We start from the raw sequence: 18,729 nt of genomic DNA, 5'->3' as shown, positions 1-18,729 counted from the left end.
GATAAATATAGGTGACGCCAATGTCAATATAATGACACAAACGTCATTTACAAATAGCACAGAATCCACAGGATACCGCATCACGAATCCGAAACGGTTCCGTGCGGCAGCCCGTGTATCCGGGAATTCTCCCCCGGATGAGCCGGATGAGATGATCGCAGTCCGTCTGACAGCAGAGATCATCCGGGAATACACGGGAGACAGGGCAGACACCCTCATGAAAACATCCGGCCAGCCTTTGGAGACCGCAGCACTCTGGGACGAGGCCGGTTATGAACCCCCACGTGACGTGCAGATGCTCGTCGAAATTCTGCACCGCATTCATGCAGGCACCTGAAACACACAACCCATTTCTTTCACCCATCCCCACATACCCGGCCCTGAAAGGGAACGACCGCCATTCATACGGAAAGTGCATTCTGCTGCGCAAAAAAAGATTTTACGGGAAATTCGCCGGTTTCAGATGATCTTATTACCGGCGCCGGGCCCTGCTGCACAGGTGAAGACATCAGTAATTTTAATGACAAGCATCCCTTTTGCCGGCACGTTCGGCATCCGGGCAAGAGTCTCACTGCGAAACGCCTCAAACTGCTCACCCTCATTTACATACGTAACATCGCCGTGAATCTGGAAACAGCCCTTCACGCCTTCTCCCCAGAGATAAATGGCAGCCTTTGGATTTTCACGGATATTTGCCACCGTCTTCTGCATGAAATTGTCCATCACAAGAATCGTCTCCGGGTCAGCAAGTGCCTTTGCACCCATGGGTGCGACATTGGGAACGCCATCTTTGTCTGCGGTTGCAAGAGGAATGATGCGTAGTGCATTGAACGCCTCGATCAGGTCATCGGTCAGTTGTACCATAGAATTACTCCATCTGAGTATTTGCAGGAGAGAACGTAAAATGTGCGGAATAATCATTCCCGGGATTCAGGTAAAGAGCTACTCCGCAGAAGCATTCGAATCATCTCATCGGAACAGTACCTCGGGAATTTCTTTCATACCCCTTTTATCGGAAATGTCAAAATCCACGTAGTTCCCTCACCACGGAGAAGCTCAATCGTTCCGCCCAGCTGATCGGCGACCACACTGTGGACAATATTCATCCCCAGGGACGGACTCCGGAAGGGGTCGACATCCTCCGGTATCCCCACCCCGTCATCGGTGATGGAGAGCACCTTCTCTGTGCTGCTGCACTTCATCGTAATGGTAATTTTGCCTGCATCCCGCCCATCAAATGCATATTTGATGGAGTTCGTGATGAGTTCATTGACAATGAGAGAGTAGAGAATCCCGGTATTCAGATCAAGGGTGCAGCCATATGCATCCACATCCACCTCGATTATTTTTCCGACAGAGAAGTTCGGAACGATCTCATTGACCAGCGCTGTGAGGTGCTCGTGTGCATCAATGGTGGTGATATTTCGTGAGCGATAGATGCTCTCGTGGACCATCGCCATCGAGATGATGCGGTTTGCCGTCTCGGTCAGTGATGCTACCGCCTGCTCATCATCCAGGGTCCGCATCTGCATCTGGATCATCGATGAGATGAGGGCAAGATTGTTCTTCACCCGGTGATGGACCTCCTGCAGGAGCGTCGTCTTCTCAACAAGCGACTGCTGGAGGGCGGCCTCTGCCTCCCTGCGCCGGGAGATATCAGTCGCAAATACGCAGGCAAACTCCATGTCACCAAGATGCACATAGTCGACCATAATGTCAGCCGGGAAGGAGGTGCCGTCTTTTCGGACGTAAATGGTCTCAAACTGCTGATTCTCCCCTGCAGTGATGAGGCTCCAGAACTTCTCCCACGAAGAAGAGTCATCTGACGGGTAGATCTCCCGGATATTCATCCCAAGAACGGTTGCAATCGGGATCTGCAGCATCTCCACCGCCTTGGTATTGGCATAGATGATTTCGCCGGTGCGGTTGACCCAGCCAATGCCGATCGTTGCCTGATCCACGGTCAGCCGGGTGATGGTGAGCATCTCCTCATATGCCTTGCGCTCAGTGATATCGATGATGGTTCCGATGACCGCCGGACGACCGCCATACTCGCCGGACGACCCGAATATTTCAACCGGGAATGTGATCCCGCTCCGGGTAATCCCCTGTGCCTCAAGATGGATCTCATCACGTTCCCCTGCTGTGCACTCGCTGAAGAGATCAAGCATCTCACTGCGCATTTCGGGTGCAATTATTGACGCTGCCTGCAGCCCCATCATCACGTCAATCGAATAGCCGAAGAACCGGGCACAGGTATCATTGACGTAGACAAACATGCTGTCCTGAATGATGTAGGTACCAATGCTGGGGTTCTCTGCCACCAGCCAAAACTTTCTCTCACTCTCCTGCAGGGCATTCAGGGTCTGAACCCGTTCGGTGATATCGATGATGGTGCCGAGGGACCGGATATATGTGCCATTGGTGCGGTAGTAATGGCTCCCCCTGCAATAGAGAGAGAGAATATCCCCGCTGTCTTCCAGAACAGCGCGGAACTCTTCTGAAAATTCACCGTGTTCTTCAACAGATTTGCGGAAATGGGCAGCCAGCCAATCGCTGTCGTCCGGGTGTATCCGGAGGCCGGGGCGTTCAAGGAATGTGAGCTGGTTGAAGGGTGCACCGATATCCGTCCGTGAGAATGTCATGCACGAGCCATCGCACTCCCAGTACCGGATATGGGCTATACGCTGCGCCTCATTCACTTTCCATTCGCGCTCGATAAGTTCGTTCTCCGCCTCCTTGATCTCGGTGACATCCTGAATAATGCCCACGCTCTTCTGCGGCGCACCCCGATTGTCAAAGATCGTCTGGCACCGGCTGTGGAGATAGCGCACCCTCCCATCCGGAAGCATGACACGATATACCAGATCAAACGGCACATACTCCTCCAGGTGACGGAAATACGCCTCTTTAACCGCTGCACTGTCTTCAGGATAGACAAACGTATGCAGAAATTCCTCCAGTGTTGCCGGTGCAGGTGTCTCCCCGAACCCGATCGTCTGCATGGTATCACGGTCAAAGGTATGCCGGTCTTCGGGAATCTCATAGGTCCACCCCCCGACACGGGCAATGTCCTGTGTCTCCCGGAGCTGCTCTTCCCGCTCCGCCAGCGCCTCCATTGCTTCACGCTGTTCGGTGACATCCATAATGGTGCCGATCATCCGGCGCCCGCTGCCTGAGGTATCCTGTGAAACGATGACGCCCCGACCCCTTACCCATCTCCAGGTGCCGTCTCTGTGCAGTATCCTGAACTCACAGAGGAAGGGGGATCCTTTTTCAGCAATATAATCCTCCAGCACCTTTCGGAATAACGGACGTTCATGCGGGTGTACCAGTGCCATCAGATCATTGAATGTACCTGCATCCATCTCCTTCGGACCAGCCCCCAGGATTTCTGCAAACCGTGCATCAAAGACCAGGTGATCCGATGACATATCCCAGTCCCATATACCCAGATCAGCCCCCACAACCGCAAGGGAGAACCGCTGTTCACTTTCACGGAGGGCATTCTCCACGGCTCGGCGGTCGGTGATATCACGGGAATACGCACAACAAAACGCCTGGGACCCCACCTTTACATAGTTTTCTGCGACTTCAACGGGGAAGAAAGAACCATCGTTCTTCCGGTGCAGGGATTCACTGAGCTGGATTTTTTTCTCCCTGAGTGCTGCCCAGTGGCGCTGCCACTTCCCGGATGGATATGCCGGATCGATATCACCAATCATGAGCCCCGTGAGTGACCCGTCTTTTCCATAGGCATTCACTGCCTGCTGGTTGCCGTACAGGACTTCACCGTCCGGGGAGATGTAGAGCACCTCGTCACGGGATGTCTCTACCGCAATCTGGGTCCGGAGAAGTTCCTCCTCTGTCTGGCGAACATCAGTGATGTCCTGTATCGCGCCAAATACCGGTGATAAATCCCCATCCTTCCAAACACCCGGTTCAATCCATGCCCTCACCCACAGTTCTGGCCCTCCACGGGCAATAATACGAAATATATGACTATATGACCGATTTTCCTGGGCAGCAGCTCCAATTTCAGCCTCCACCTGTTCACGTTCATCCGGATGGATAAACCCGCAGAATTCATGAAGTGTATAAACCGGCTCTTCATCTGAAATATTCAGGATCTCATAAATGCCGGCATCCGGAAGAATCAGATCATTTTCCACATCATATTCATAATATCCAAGGCGGGCTATCTTCTGGGCATCCCGGAGAAGTCGGGTTGTCCTCCTGAACGCCATCTCAGCACGTCTTCTGCGGGTTATATCAGAATGCGTCCCAATCAACCGCCCGGCGCTGCCATCCGGCAGCCAGCTTATTACCTTTCCGTGGCTCTTGATCCACCGCCAGGTTCCATCTGCTGCCCGCATCCTGTACTCATTGAAATACTCCTCCCCGGTTCCCAGAGTATCATCCATGATCTTCAGAACATTCTCCTTCTCATCGGGATGGAGGTGCCCCTCCCAGAAGGCGAAGGCGTCACCCGGCGTGTCACCATCATATCCCAGCATCGTATACCATTCCGGTGAAACAGTCATGCTGACCTCCGGAAGACGAATGTCAAACACGCCGAGATTCAGCGCCTCAATAACCAGACGGTATCTGCGTTCCGCCTCAAGAAGTGCCTCTTCCGCCTCTTTCAGGGGCGATATGTCAGTGGAGAGCATGCCGACTGCCCGGACATTGCCCTCGGAGTCCCGAACAGGGTACAGGATGCTGTCATAGAAATGGCCCTCACCCCGGTCCTCAAAACGAACCGGCAGCCCGTTATTCAGCACAGCAGCAAATTTTTCCTGCAGAAACATCTGAAATTCATCTGACCTTCCGGTGGCCTCAAAGATGCTCTTCCCGAAAAGATCATCAGGCCTCATCCCTGATGCGGCTGCAAACGAACGATTTGCCGTGATTATCGTCCCATCCGGCCCTGTAAGGGCCTGATATGCATCAAGGGAGTCCACAAGTGAACGAAGATCCTGTCTGCTCCGGCGCAGGGCATGGACGACATTCAGACGATCGATGGCGGCACCCGCCTGCGCAACCAGTGCTTCAATAAGACGCCGTTCAGTATCAGATATCCCGGCTGTGCCATAGGACGAGAGCAGGAAAAGGCCCAGTACTCCATTGCTGCCCATGACCGGCAGAACCACGATCATCTTCTGATTTTCACCCGAACCGCTTATTATTCCGCTACGGACAAGGTCCTCCACAGAGCCGTATATTGGCCGTCTCCCATGATTTGCCACAATGCTTCCGGGTGTTGACCGGATTGTTTTATTCAGCCGGATAAATTTGTCGGAGAAACCGGAACTGTAGAAAAGGGAAAATAAGGTGCGGCCCTCATCAGCATAATAAAATGCCCCCGCATCAAGGCTGCTGTTCTCAAGAGCAAACCCGATGACCAGACGAACCGCCTCCTCGCTGTCTCTGGCATGATTCAGTGAGACCGCCACATCGCGCTGGGCCTTCAGAATTCTGTCCCGGTGGTAGCGTTCAGTCATGTCGGTTACGGTTGCAAGAATAATTGGTCCTGCTTCAATCGCAAAGAGATGAATCCTGACTTCGACGGGAATCTCCCTGCCGTCTTTTGCGTGATGAAATGACTCAAACTCCGCATATGTATCCATATTCTTACCATTTGCCCTGACAGCCAGCTCATGTGCATACGCATCAGGCACGATCTCAGCAGGCTTCATCGAGAGCAGTTCATCCCGTGTATATCCAACCGCTGCACACATCATGTCATTGACATCCATAAACCGTCCGGGAGTGCCGTCAGGATTGATCTTTACCGTATACGCAGCATTGGAAAGGTTGTCGAAGAGATTACGATACGTATTCTCGCTATTTCGGAGGCGGAAGGAAAGGTAGGAGACAACAGCCCCAATAACAAGAAAGATCATCACCCGCCCGAACGCCTCGGAAAGCCCTGATATGCCGGGTGAGAGGACAATCATATAGGCAATAAGGTACAGGGCTGAGGCAATCCCTGCAAACCAGATTCCACGGCGGGGGTAACGGTAGGCGTAGATAATTATGGGAATATCTATGAGGTGGGGAAAAACTGATTCATAGCCGTTGTAGAGTGTCACCGTGACGATAAGCCCTATTGCCAGTGAACTGGTGACGATGAGTACATCCCAGACATGAGAGTCTTCCGGTAGCTGCACACGGGTAAACGCCATGAAACTCCTCTGGCTGTCGTATATCATGCAACAGACACCCGGTATTCCGGTGAGCGTGGGGATGCAGATACAGTACAGTCGGTATGAGGTTGTTTATAGCAGGAATATGTTATTCCTTTGGATTAAGATAAAACGGGTAATTACCAGTAATTTAAAGAATAAACCAATAATTCGTGCTTTTCCGGCAGGACCGGAAAATATCAGTCACAACGATTCATTCATGCAGGCCGGAAACCAGTTACTATACGGCGGACCGAAAAAAACCCGCTTTCCCGGAAATTCCATATTGGAGGAAATTATGACTTTTGTTACTGATTTACCGGCAGATGCGCCACTACCTGCACAGTTCCGAAAGATTAACATGGCAGCCCTGTCTGACAGGTTTTAATAGAGAGAATCCTCAGATATAAACCAGATTCACATACGTATCATGGAAATGATCCTCCTTCCTCTTTGAACAGGTGAAGCGCAGGCACCGGCGCCAACACCATGATGCGGGAAAAGATATATTCAGGTTCATTCTGCAAAAAGAGCATGATATAAAGGAATATATACACTGTACAGTGACTATTCATGAGAGGGTTGTATCATTTCCGGAACCGGAATTACAGCTCACCTTGGTGACTAAGTGCGGGTAAATACCAGAAATGTCCTCGTCATTTGTGCCGTAATACTGGCAATCGGCGTTGCATTCATCATCAGCTCCCAGTATTTCCTCATTGCAGGAATACAGGAGATAGAAACAGAAGAGATCACCGGTGATCTCATTACAGCACAGCATGCTATTGACCGGCAGGGAGAGAATCTTGCAGTCCTTGCGTCAGACTATGCCGGATGGGACGACACATACACTTTTATCTCTGACCTGAATCCGGCTTATATCAAGAGTAATCTGGTTCCTGAAACATTCTCCGGCATCGATATCGAATCAATACTCTACTTCGACACGGTGGGAAATCTCATCTATGCAGACTCTTATGATCCGGAAACAGGTGAAATTCTCCCTGTCTCCACCCTGCTGGCAGATGCTCTGCAGTCCCTCCCTCTGATCTCTTCTCCCGCATCTGCCGGGGATGAGCTTTCCGGTATACTGAACACACCCGGAGAGATATGGATCTTTGCGGCTCAACCCATCCGTACATCAGATCGCCAAAGCCCGTCACGAGGCCACCTGGTAATGGTCTCCCCCTTTACATCCGGGACGGTAACAAAGATTGCCAAAGATACGAATATGGATATCAGGATGGCTCCCCTGCCGACGGGAGACGACAGGGCCCCCGGTCTGACAGGAGCAGACGATACTGCAGATACCGGGATACAGATAGTAAGATCACAAAAAGAGATCGCAGCAAGCACGCTGGTGTATGATGTGACAGGAAAAACCAGCCTTCTTCTCACGATAACAAGTCCCCGTGACACATACCTCCTGGGACAAAAGGCAGTCCTCAATTCTGTCATCCTGTTTATCATCGTCGTACTCATCGGTTCAGTGTTTGTCTACCTGTATCTGGGACGCCACCTCACCAGAAGAATAGAGAATATTTCCCGGGGGGTCCGCAAAATATCCGGATCTGCAAGCTACCATGTGCGACTCATCGATGGTGGGAATGATGAACTCACCGCCATTGTGCGGTCGGTAAACAGCCTGCTTGACACCATTCAGACAAGTCTTGTACAGATTGAGGGAGCTGGGAGGGCACGTGAGGAGTCAGAACGCAAATACCGTCACCTCTTTGAAGCAGCCAATGAGGCGATCTTCATTCTGGATGGCGTGGTAATTTGTGAATGCAACCGGGCTGCTGAAGAGATGACCGGGTGCGGCCGGAATGACCTGACCGGGAAACGGCTCAGTGAGATCATGGGCACCTGTTCAATAGACCCGGATGGAAATGTTCTCAGGGAACACACAGAAGCCGCATACGCTGGTGAACCCCAGCACTTCACGTGCGAACGACATCAGGATAATGAGCCGGTCAGGCATTTCAGTGTCTCCCTGTCCCGGTTCACCGGGACAAAAACGGTGTACCTGCTAGCCGTTGTACGTGACATTACCACTTTTGTAAAGAACAAAGAGCACCTGCGTATCACCCAGTTCTCTGTGGACAACGCTGATGATGCCATATACTGGGTGAAAAGAGACGGATCTGTCACCTACGGAAACATCGCAGCATGCCGATCCCTTGGCTACACTCCTGAAGAACTCACCAGCCTGAAGACATGGGATATTAACCCAACCCTCAGCCCGGATACCTGGCCGTCTGTGTGGAACCGGATTGCAGATGGCAGCCGGGTTCATGAGGAATCAATCCTGAAACGATCTGACAATACTGCCTTCCCCATCGCACAGACCAACAGTCACCTCTCTACACAGGGTGAGGAGTTCACCTGCATCTTTGCCCGTGATATGACAGAGACCGTTGAGATGCGGGAGCGTGAGAAAGAGGCACTCCGTCAGATAGAGGAGAACCTGCTCTCTCTGGCCATTCTCAACGATCATATCAGAAATCCCCTGACCGTTATATCCGCCACCGCAGATCTGCATGATACTGAATCGCGGGAGATTATCCTGTCACAGGTAGATCAGATTGATGAGATCGTCCGGAAACTAGACCAGGGATGGCTCGAATCTGCAAAGATACGTGAATTCCTGATTAAACATTATGACTTTGAAGAGGACACGGACAGAGAAGAGAGAGAAAACGACCCGGAAGAAAAATAACGGGGAATGGTCAGGTGACCATCACAGATGAATCCGGGTCAAAGGGATTCGTGCGCAGGGCAAGTGAGAAGAGGTACGGATAATTTTTCTTCAGGTAGTGCATGTATGCAACCCACTCATGAATGAGGAGCCCATAGACACGTTTGACATCACCGCCGAGATGGGAGATATCAGAGAGCGGGCACTCGGCAATGGCACCACGGCGGCTCAGTTCTTCGGTGAGATGGAAGGTGGCCCGCAGGAGTTCGGTGAACTCCTCGTGCTCCAGCAGCACCGGGTTTTCCAGCATTCTCATGAGGAAATCCTCACGCTCCAGAAGGAATCCACGGAGACGCTCGAGGTCCAGGGTGCAGGCATCAATATCATATTGATAGGTCTTCATCCGGGCTGCCAGAGTACTGAAGTTCTCTTCACTCCACGTATCGGTCACCACCAGTTCAGAACGGACGGATTCGAGATTTGGATCATGGCTGGCAAAACAGGTGATCAGTGTCGTTCCCACCCGTGAGAAGAAGGTGCCGATGACCATATTCAGTTTCTCCAGTTTCTGCTTCTTTTCGCGTTCATCGAGCAGGCGGTGAATGACAAGGGTGACAATCAGCACCTCAACGGGGAGAAAAGCCAGTTCATGCAGGCCAAAAACAGCGATATGATGCAGGTCATGGAACACCAGGTAATGAATGGAATAGAGCAGTGCCGAGGTAACGATGAGTGTGCAGGCGATGACGATGATCCAGTTTTTGTCTTTCATACCAATCAACCAACAGATACCCGGAGATATCCGGTATGATCTGTTCTGGTAAAGAGTGGCAATAAATGATTCGAGAGTGGAGAGCGGGAGGGAGCAGAATCGCAGATTATAGCTCATCTCTCTCTTCCGTTCCCACGAACCGGTATCCGGACTTTGGAATACGGAGCGCAAACCGGGCGCCGGAGCCTGCTTCACCATCCTCATAGAGTTCAATACCGGTCACCCCCGCAATTTCACGGGCGATGAACAGTCTTCCGCCTGTTCCTTTGGAAAATCCATGGGAAAAGATCTTTTCTTTGTATTTGAGGGGGATGCCGCACCCATTATCCTCAATAGTGAGAACACCGCCGTTATCGCTCTCTGCAAACCGTACATTCAGTGTTGTTGCACCCTCTGCATGCCGGGATGCATTCTCAAAAACGGTTCTGAGGACATCTGCAAAGAGATAATCAGCATAGACTTCCACCATCGGGGATTCATTCCGGTAGACAAGCCCCATGGTATCCATCCCTGTTATAATTTCATCGGCCAGGTAATGGATGTTCTGCCAGACCGGCGGCTCTGTGCCGAGCATATCATAATTCCGTGTCAGGACAATCTGGCGGTTGATTGTTTCTGTCATCTCATAGATCTTACCGGCCATCACCACCATCTCGTCCACCGTGTATTCACCGGTCTTCATCTCTTCGGAATAGAAGAGCAGACCCTGTATCTGGTTCAGGATGTCATGCCGGGTAATACCTGCCAAAAGACTCAGTTTCCGGTTTGCCTCCCGGATGGCAGATTCAGCCTGTTTTTTGTCCTGTATATCACGGATGATGCCGACCACCCGCTGGGGCCGCCCGGTAGTGTCATACTCGACTACCTTTCCTTCCAGGGCAAACCAGTTCCATGTGCCGCCGGCGGTTCGCAGTCTCTGTTCAGACTCAAAATCAGTGATGCTTCCGCTCATGAGTGCGAGGCTGATGCTTTCAGCAGTCAGGAGATCATCCGGATGCAGAATCGTACGCCAGACATCCGAAGAAACACGGGATGCAGAAGAATGCTGCCGGTTAAGGGAGAGCATTGCATAGACATCCTCACTCATGGTGAAGAAGTCCTCTTCAATGTCATAATCCCAGATGCCCACCCGGGCAGCATCAATTGCAAACCGGAGAAACTCCTCGCTTTCCGTGAGCGATTCGATAAACCGGTAGCGTTCTGTATTGTCCCGTATGATGAGCAGGAAATAGGGATGTCCCTGATGAGTGAACCGGGACACCGATGCTTCTGTATGAACGGCACCCCCCTCTTTGGTGCTGAGGGAGAGTTCCGCCGGGGTGCATCCGGAAGAGGTGGCATCCGGTTCAAGGAACCGCTGGAATATACGCTGTCCTTCTTCCGGACCACGGGAGAAGAGCAGAGGAAAGATATTCCGTCCCATGACTTCATCCGCACCGTATCCAAACATCTCTTCTGCAGCAGTATTCCACATCCGGATCTCGTAGGTATCATCCAGCAGAATGAACGCCTCACAGCCCGATGAGAAGAGTTTCTCAAACATCTCCCGGTGGGAAGAGAGGGCACCTATCATCTCACGCTGCAGGGAGATATCCTGCACGGATGCAATGTACAGGGATGTCCCCGGAATATCGCGGACCGAGATCACCGCAGGGATTTCAGAGCCATTGATATTTCTGAACGTTATTTCATGATTTTTGATGCGGAATGCCCCATCTCCTTCTGAAACATCTGCGTCCTCTGCGATCGCAGGGTCCACGGAGTCTTCCACAAAGTCTGCCCATGGCTGTCCCCTCATTTCATCCGCAGATGCGCCGAGGATACGTTCAACCTCGGGATTTGCATGGACAACACGGTCATTCCGGTCGATGATCATCAGACCCGTGCCCGACACATCAAAGGCGGACAGGTAAAGGCTGGAGGAAGGACTGAACTCATCTTCCGGGGAGCGCCCCACAGAAGGAATTTCACGGGCGATTACCTGAATACACTGCTCACCCTGGAGCGTAATCGGACAGCATTCCAGTGCCAGACCACCGCTGGTGCCGGATATCACCCCCGCCTCAAACCGGACAGAGCCATTTTCAATGGCTGACCGGATCAAAGATTCCGGTTCATATGCTCCTTCAACCGCGAGAAATGAAAAGAGACTATGCCCCATCACCAGACGTTTGGGCTGATCAAGGAGGGCAGCGAACCGCTCATTGATATCAAGCACCACCCCATCACAGTCAGTGACAATGAATCCCTCACTTGCCGCCTCAAAGAATGAACGGTATTTCTTTTCCATTTCAGAGAGCGCATCTGACGCACATTCTGTTCGTCGGATCTCTGTGATGGGCCGTGACAGGGAGAGCAGGGCAGGTTTTCCGCGATAATCGATCACCATGGCATGCACCTCCACCGGAAATACCCTGCCATCCCGGGTGACATGCAGATTTTCAAATAAACCGCCCCCTTTTTCCAGAAGACAGGCATGGAGGCCGGGTGTTGATTCACGGCATACCGGTGCAACAATATCATCAATCCCGAGTCTGAGCATCTCTTTTCTGGTGTATCCAAGCCATTGACAGGCCAGTTCATTTACGTCCAGAATCCTGCGGTCCACATCAGCGATTAAGACCGCTTCATCTCCTGCCGGAAAGGGCAGATTCGATGTCAGCGTCACAGGTGCACCCGCACCATCATCAAAGCTATCCGGAACCGCAACGGCCAGTGCAAACGGACCATATTTATCCGAGGATGAAAACAGGGAAAAGCGGGTCCTGATTCCGGACGGCGCCAGCTCTGCCTGCAGGGAACATGCAGTCCCGCTGCATGCCTTCCGGACTGCAGAAAGAAACTCCTCCCGATCTCCTGCTGCCAGACCCGCAGGCACGTCTGTTTCCTCCCCGGTTCCTGCGATTTTCCGGTAGGCGCGATTTGAAAAGATCAGGCTGCCCTCACAGGAAAAGCCTGCTACCGGTATCGTTTCACCCCCTGTTATCTGCCCAGAATATTCAGGCTCCATTTACTGATAAACCCCTGCCAGTCAGTTAATAAGATCCGTATTCAGGAGGGCATAAACATTCTGTTTGAAAAGGCAACCGATTATCGTAAATAATCCCGGATATTAAGTGCATCAATAAAATGTAATTACATTTATTCCTTTAAAATGAGGGAACGGTGATTTCCATACCTGAACAAAGCAGGATTGAATCTTTCATCATTCACCGGAGCCAGTACCGGACACCACGTCCCTCTTCTGCGGACGGCTGAACCGTGCATGGAATTGTTCAAAGAAGAGACAGAATAGACCATTCGCACTCAATTCATCAAAGAATCTGCCATCCCGGCATGCATCTCCTGATGTCTTTACCGAATTTCCACGCGTGTCCCTTTCACCATGAAGTACACTTTCTCTGCCATAATGCAGGCATGATCAGCGGCTCGTTCCAGGTGGCGCGAGGCGGTGACGCATTCAATGCCGCTGGGGATATTCCGCGGGTCTTCCATCATATACGTGAGGCATTCACGGAAGATACCTGCCCTCATCGCATCCACCTGATCGTCGCGCCGCCCCAGCGAGACGGGATCTACCACCGTTGATGTCCGGAAAGCGGTGATGACATCCTCAAGCATGCCAACAACCATATCACCCATGACGATGAGGCTGTCCCGTGGGACACCCTGTATCTCTTTATTCACCGTCAGTACATTTTTTGCGAGACCTTTCCCCATTCTTCCGACCCGGTACAGGGAGTAGTTCATCACATTATAACAGACGACTCTCCGGAGGTCTGCTGCCACCGGGTGATAGAGCACATGGAGACGCATAATGCGGTCTTCAATCTCTTCATGCATTTCGGAAAGGAGAGTTTTACGATCCATGACATCATTTGCCAGTTGTTCGTCCAATGAATCCAGAGACCGCATGCCATCAGTAAGCATCCCCATTGAAAGCTCTGCCATTGCCAGGACACGTGCCTGGATGGCGTCCAGTTCCTGATGAAACGATTCAAACGTCATGTTATCCAAACCTCCCGGTGATGTAATTATTTGTCAGTTCTTTTTCCGGGTTCTCAAAGATCTTTGCGGTCTCCCCAAACTCAATGAGTTCCCCCATGTACATGAATCCGGTATAGTCACTCACCCGTGCCGCCTGCTGCATGGAATGCGTCACAATGATTACGGTGTACTGACTCCTGAGCTCCTCCATCAGCGACTCAATCTTTGCAGTCGCAATCGGATCAAGTGCCGAGCACGGTTCATCCATTAAGATGACATCCGGATTTACGGCAAGGGTCCTGGCGATACAGAGGCGCTGCTGCTGTCCACCGGAGAGGCCAAGTGCAGACGCATTGAGGCGATCTTTCACTTCATCCCAGAGTGCGGCCTTTTTCAGGCTCTCTTCGGTAATGTGATCAAGCGTTGCACGATCACGGATGCCGTGCATCCGCGGCCCGTAGGTGATGTTGTCATAGATTGACTTCGGGAACGGGTTGGGGCGCTGGAATACCATGCCAACCCGTTTCCTGAGATGCACCGGGTCGACGGAAGGGTCATACATGTCAGTTCCATGATATGAGATCCCGCCATCGATTCTGCAGGACGGGATGAGGTCATTCATACGGTTAAAACACCGCAGAAGGGTTGATTTCCCGCACCCTGAAGGCCCGATGAGGGCGGTGATGGTCAATTCCTGAAACCTGACCGAGACATCCTTCAATGCCTGGGTGTCCCCGTACCAGAGATTTACTCCCTGTGTTTCGATTACTGCTGATGTGTCCATTGTTACCACCGGATACTTTTCTGATAATGTGTTCTGACTGCGATTGCACCGAGATAGATGACTGCCACCAGTGCAACGAGCACCAGTGCGGTCCCATACTGGTTTGCCTCTGCACCCGGGACATTTGTCGCGAGGATGTAGAGATGATAGGGCAGGGCCATGACCGGATCAGAGAGAGACGACGGAAGGAACCGGGATGAGAAGACAACTGCGGTGAACATGACAGGGGCCGTCTCACCTGCCGCACGCCCGATGGAAAGAATCGCTCCGGTGATGATACCGGGCATGGCGGGAGGGAGAACTACCCGCGAGATGGTCTGCCATTGGGTGGCACCCAGGGCAAGGCTTCCCTCCCTGAGGGATGCGGGGACGCTCCGGAGCGCCTCTTCTGTCGTCCGGATGACCGTCGGAAGGACCATCAGGGCGAGGGTGATTTGCCCTGCAACGAGGCTGATGCCAAGGTTGAGGTATAAGACCAGAAAGGAGAAGCCAAAAAGGCCGAATACAATGGACGGTGTGCCATTCAGGAGGTCCACACCTGACCGGATGATTCTGGTGATCACATTCTCACGGGTGTACTCGATGAGATAGATTGCTGCGCCGACTCCGATTGGAAGTGCAATCACGATTGCTCCGGCGACAAGGTATAGTGTGCCGACGATAGCCGGGAAGATGCCGCCTTCCCGCCCGAGGGCCCGTGGTGCAGTGGTTAAAAATTCCCAGCTGATTGCCGGAAGGCCGTTTATGACAATATATCCAAGGATGATGCCAAGCGCAGCAAGCACTACGCCGATGGCAGCATACAGAAGGACAAATGCCACATGCTGCTGGTGCCGGGGCTGAATGCGTGAAGGAAGATACCACCAGAGGGCACCGGCAAGAACGAACGCACCAGCCGCCAGTGGTGAGACGAACACTGCCACCACACACAGGATAAGAGCTGCCACAAGGATCCGGATCTCCCGACCATACCGGGCGAAGAGTGCGGCAATCATACCGGACTCCCTGCCGGTCCCGGTCTGTCTGGCCCGGATATGGCTGAGAATTCTGGTTGCCGAGAGATTGACAATAAGGGTTATAAGGAGAAGAAGCAGGGCGACGCCGAAGAGGGCGTGGTAATGGGCACTGCCGATGGCTGTCTCCCCTACCTCAATACCCAGTGTGCCGGTCAGGGTCCGTATTGGGGAGAGGACATTATAGAGCGGGTCAGGGATGAGGGGGGCATTGCCGGTGACCATCAGGACCGCCATCGTCTCGCCGACCGCCCGGCCGATGCCGAGGATGAGCGCTGCGGTGATGCCGGAGAGGGCGGAGGGGACGACCACCTGCGAGATGGTCTGCCACCGGGTGGTTCCAAGAGCGAGTGACCCTTCCCGGTACTCCTTCGGCACCGCTGATATGGCATCTTCCGAGACGCTGATAATCGTGGGGAGGGCCATGATGCCCAGGAGGATGGAGCCGGCGAGCCAGGTTTCACCGGTGGGGACGGAAAAATTCACCCGGATAACATCAGTGAGGACAATCAGGCCAAAAAACCCATAAACGACCGATGGGATGCCTGCCAGAAGCTCAATGGCAGGCTTAAATATCGCCTTCATACGGGGTGATGCAAGTTCTGCAATGACAATCGCACATGCAACGCCCAGGGGTGCTGCGATGACCATCGCACCGATGGTCACAAGGATGGTGCCAACCCATAGCGGAAGAGTCCCGTATGCCGGTACCGTGCCGGTCGGATTCCAGGTAGCGCCGAAGAGAAACTCCCATGGCGTTGCGGTGGCAAAGATCCCAAGGGCGTCTTTGACCAGAAATGCAAGGATAAAGAATACCGTGAGCACGCCGAAGGCGGCGGTTGCAAACCAGACGGAACGGATGATACGTTCTTTCCAGTAGGCTCTTTGTCCTGAGGTCAGTTCAGCGGATACTGCGGGAGTACCAGTCGTCTGTTGTTCCTGTTCCATCATAATTCAAAAAGGGGGGGAGAGGGTGCCGGAAGGAATCAGGCAATCGGAACAAATCCTTCTTCTGCCACGAGTGCCTGACCGTCAGGGCTCATGATGAAGGCAAGGTAATCGGCGGCAAGACCGGCCGGCTGCCCCACGGTATACATGTTCAGCCCACGGGCAATCGGGTATTCGCCGGAGAGGACGGTTGCAACGCTTGCATCAACCGTAGCGCTGCCGTTGTTGACCGGAACTGCCTTCACGGTACCATCCAGGTAGCCAAGTCCCACATAGCCAATGGCGCCCGGCGTCTGTGCAACAGTCTGCCGGACAGCGCCGTTCGAGTTCTTCTCAAGCTGACTGGTGGTGAAGTCTTCCTTGTCCATCACCGATTCAAGGAAGTATTCACGGGTACCGGAGGCACTGTCACGGCCGACAACGACGATGGTCTCATCCGGGCCGCCGACATCCTTCCAGTTGGTGACGTCACCGCGATAGATGGATTTTATCTGTGCCACGCTAAGGTCAGAAACCGTGTTGGACGGATTGACGATGATCGCAATGGCGTCCTTTGCAACAACGTGCCGGACCAGACCCGGGTAGGCCTCAGATTCTGATGACTTCAGTTCACGGGATGCCATGCCTATTTCTGCCGTGCCTTCACCGACTGCCTTCACACCCACAGACGAACCACCGCCGGAGACCTGAATATCGGCTTCCCGGTGAGCATCCATGTATGCCTCAGCAGCCAGCTGCGCAAGCGGAAGGACGGTGGTTGAACCGGTCACAGAGATGGTCCCGGTCTCTGCCGGGGCAGGACCGGAGTCGGTACATCCGCAGACAAACGCCGTTGCCAGCAGAATGACTCCCAGTGAAAATGCAATGAATGGTTTAGAACGCATGTTCATGATGGAATTCTCCATACCAAAAAGGAAAAGCAGTATATATAGTTTTGACCGATATTCAACACATTCAGAATGTACGAGTACTTACTAAATATTACTGAATATACTTGTACCACCCAAACACCACAAGCAATATACTCATCACAATTAAATACTGTTACAATGGCAAACATGGAGATCCGGAAGGTGCAGCGGAGCGGCGGCTCCTCATTGATTGTATCCCTCCCGAAAAAATGGGTGGATGCAACCAACATTCAGAAAAATGACGCGGTGGGCCTGATTATCCAGAGCGACGGGACACTGCTTCTGACACCGAATACCACCGGTGTGCAGCTACAGAGAAAAAAGATTTTCATGGTTGATGCAGGAACAGACCGTTCCCTCATTCTCCGTGAAATGGTCGGAGCCTACATTACCGGCTATACGGAGATTGTGATCCGTTCCCGGCACCGGCTGCCTGCAGATATTATTGAGCAGGTGCGGAATTTCACCGTGATGTCCATCGGGCAGGAGATTGTGATGGAGACGGACACGGAGATCACGGTAAAGGATCTCCTTAATCCGACAGAGATGCCGATTGAAAACACCCTGCGCAGGATGGCCGTTATTGCGACAAAGATGAGTGAGGATGCAACCACTGCCCTGCGGGACCATAACAGCTCTCTTGCAGCCTCAGTCATTGAACGTGATGGTGATGTGGACCGCCTCCAGTGGCTGGTCGCCCGGCAGGTTAACCTGATCTTCTCAGATGTGAACCTCTCCCGCCGGATGGACATCCCGGTCGCAACCGCCTCCGGTTATATCCAGATCGCAAAGATTATCGAGCGGATTGCAGATCACGCCACAAAGATTGCCCGAAACGCTATTGAACTGACGGACATCGGGATTGAAAACGGCATCTGTGAATCAATCCAACGGGCAGAACGTGACGCGATGGCCATATTCCGGGCTGCAATGGAGGCATTTCACTCCGGCGATCTGGAAAAGGCAAACACGACCATCGGACATACCGATAATCTGGAGGAACGCTGTCGGGAGGTGAGCAGCCTTGCCCTCTCGTTTGACGCGGCACATGCGATTCACTTCGTCTATATCGCAGATTCCCTCCGGCGCATGGGGGACTATTCAGCTGACATCTGTGAGCACACCATTAACCATATCGTGGGCTCACATCCCTGACACCGGCCATTCTGCCGGATACCTTCATCTAACGGCCCACTGGGAGCTCCGTCAAAACCGAACCGGAAAATATCCACCACCCAAACACCGGGACCGAAAAACCGCTCTCCCGCAATGCCACCGGATGCCAAAAGGGCAGGCATTCTCAATACATTTTTAGCCATTCATGACATAGTGAATATGCACAATTCATCAGGGCCTGTAGCTTAGTGGTGGAGCGTCCGGCTCATAACCGGACGGTCATGCGTTCGAATCGCATCAGGCCCATTCATT

Annotated in this window: 12 protein-coding genes and 1 tRNA gene; 5 read left to right on the top strand and 8 right to left on the bottom strand. The window is 52.6% G+C overall.

Annotation, left to right across the window (positions count from 1 at the left end; genetic code table 11):
- Window positions 1-31: 31 nt before the first annotated feature.
- Entirely contained in the window at window positions 32-337 is a 306-nt protein-coding gene (locus L1S32_RS10485; protein WP_278155047.1) for a hypothetical protein, read from the top strand.
- Window positions 338-459: 122 nt separating this feature from the next.
- Here L1S32_RS10485 and L1S32_RS10480 read toward each other — a convergent pair whose 3' ends face one another.
- Together L1S32_RS10480 and L1S32_RS10475 are read right to left on the bottom strand one after the other, a co-directional pair.
- Complete coding sequence (locus L1S32_RS10480; protein WP_278155046.1) at window positions 460-864, bottom strand: pyridoxamine 5'-phosphate oxidase family protein; 405 nt, start codon at window positions 862-864, stop codon at window positions 460-462.
- A 134-nt stretch (window positions 865-998) separates the two neighbouring features.
- Window positions 999-6,188 (bottom strand): PAS domain S-box protein, encoded by a 5,190-nt coding sequence (locus L1S32_RS10475; protein WP_278155045.1) that lies wholly within the window; start codon window positions 6,186-6,188, stop codon window positions 999-1,001.
- On the opposite strand from L1S32_RS10475, the gene L1S32_RS10470 reads away from it, so the two are divergent.
- Together L1S32_RS10470 and L1S32_RS10465 are read left to right on the top strand one after the other, a co-directional pair.
- Complete coding sequence (locus tag L1S32_RS10470; RefSeq protein ID WP_278155044.1) at window positions 6,187-6,576, top strand: hypothetical protein; 390 nt, start codon at window positions 6,187-6,189, stop codon at window positions 6,574-6,576. The genes L1S32_RS10475 and L1S32_RS10470 overlap by 2 nt on opposite strands.
- Window positions 6,577-6,816: 240 nt before the next feature.
- Window positions 6,817-8,907, top strand: a complete 2,091-nt coding sequence (locus tag L1S32_RS10465) for a CHASE4 domain-containing protein (protein WP_278155043.1) — start codon at window positions 6,817-6,819, stop codon at window positions 8,905-8,907.
- Between the two features lie 10 nt (window positions 8,908-8,917).
- Here L1S32_RS10465 and L1S32_RS10460 read toward each other — a convergent pair whose 3' ends face one another.
- From L1S32_RS10460 to L1S32_RS10435, 6 genes are all read right to left on the bottom strand, one after another.
- Window positions 8,918-9,658 (bottom strand): hypothetical protein, encoded by a 741-nt coding sequence (locus L1S32_RS10460; RefSeq protein WP_278155042.1) that lies wholly within the window; start codon window positions 9,656-9,658, stop codon window positions 8,918-8,920.
- 106 nt (window positions 9,659-9,764) lie between these two features.
- Window positions 9,765-12,668 carry a PAS domain-containing sensor histidine kinase gene (locus tag L1S32_RS10455; RefSeq protein ID WP_278155041.1) on the bottom strand — a complete coding sequence of 968 codons (2,904 nt, stop codon included), beginning with the start codon at window positions 12,666-12,668 and terminating at the stop codon, window positions 9,765-9,767.
- A 344-nt stretch (window positions 12,669-13,012) separates the two neighbouring features.
- Window positions 13,013-13,666 (bottom strand): phosphate signaling complex protein PhoU, encoded by a 654-nt coding sequence (gene phoU / locus L1S32_RS10450; protein ID WP_278155040.1) that lies wholly within the window; start codon window positions 13,664-13,666, stop codon window positions 13,013-13,015.
- Between the two features lies 1 nt (window position 13,667).
- Window positions 13,668-14,429, bottom strand: coding sequence for a phosphate ABC transporter ATP-binding protein PstB (pstB, locus tag L1S32_RS10445; RefSeq protein WP_278155039.1), 762 nt, complete (start codon window positions 14,427-14,429; stop codon window positions 13,668-13,670).
- 2 nt (window positions 14,430-14,431) lie between these two features.
- Entirely contained in the window at window positions 14,432-16,393 is a 1,962-nt protein-coding gene (pstA, locus tag L1S32_RS10440; RefSeq protein WP_278155038.1) for a phosphate ABC transporter permease PstA, read from the bottom strand.
- Between the two features lie 35 nt (window positions 16,394-16,428).
- Complete coding sequence (locus L1S32_RS10435; protein ID WP_278155037.1) at window positions 16,429-17,280, bottom strand: phosphate ABC transporter substrate-binding protein PstS family protein; 852 nt, start codon at window positions 17,278-17,280, stop codon at window positions 16,429-16,431.
- A 159-nt stretch (window positions 17,281-17,439) separates the two neighbouring features.
- Between L1S32_RS10435 and L1S32_RS10430 the strand changes: the two genes are divergently transcribed.
- Window positions 17,440-18,456 carry a phosphate uptake regulator PhoU gene (locus L1S32_RS10430; protein ID WP_278155036.1) on the top strand — a complete coding sequence of 339 codons (1,017 nt, stop codon included), beginning with the start codon at window positions 17,440-17,442 and terminating at the stop codon, window positions 18,454-18,456.
- Between the two features lie 195 nt (window positions 18,457-18,651).
- Window positions 18,652-18,723, top strand: a tRNA-Ile gene (locus L1S32_RS10425).
- The last annotated feature ends 6 nt before the right edge of the window (window positions 18,724-18,729 follow it).

The organism is Methanogenium sp. S4BF (genome assembly GCF_029633965.1).
Taxonomy (GTDB): Archaea; Halobacteriota; Methanomicrobia; order Methanomicrobiales; family Methanomicrobiaceae; genus Methanogenium.
The sequence above is the reverse complement of the archived record's forward strand: the minus strand, read 5'-3'. Positions and strand labels throughout refer to the sequence as shown.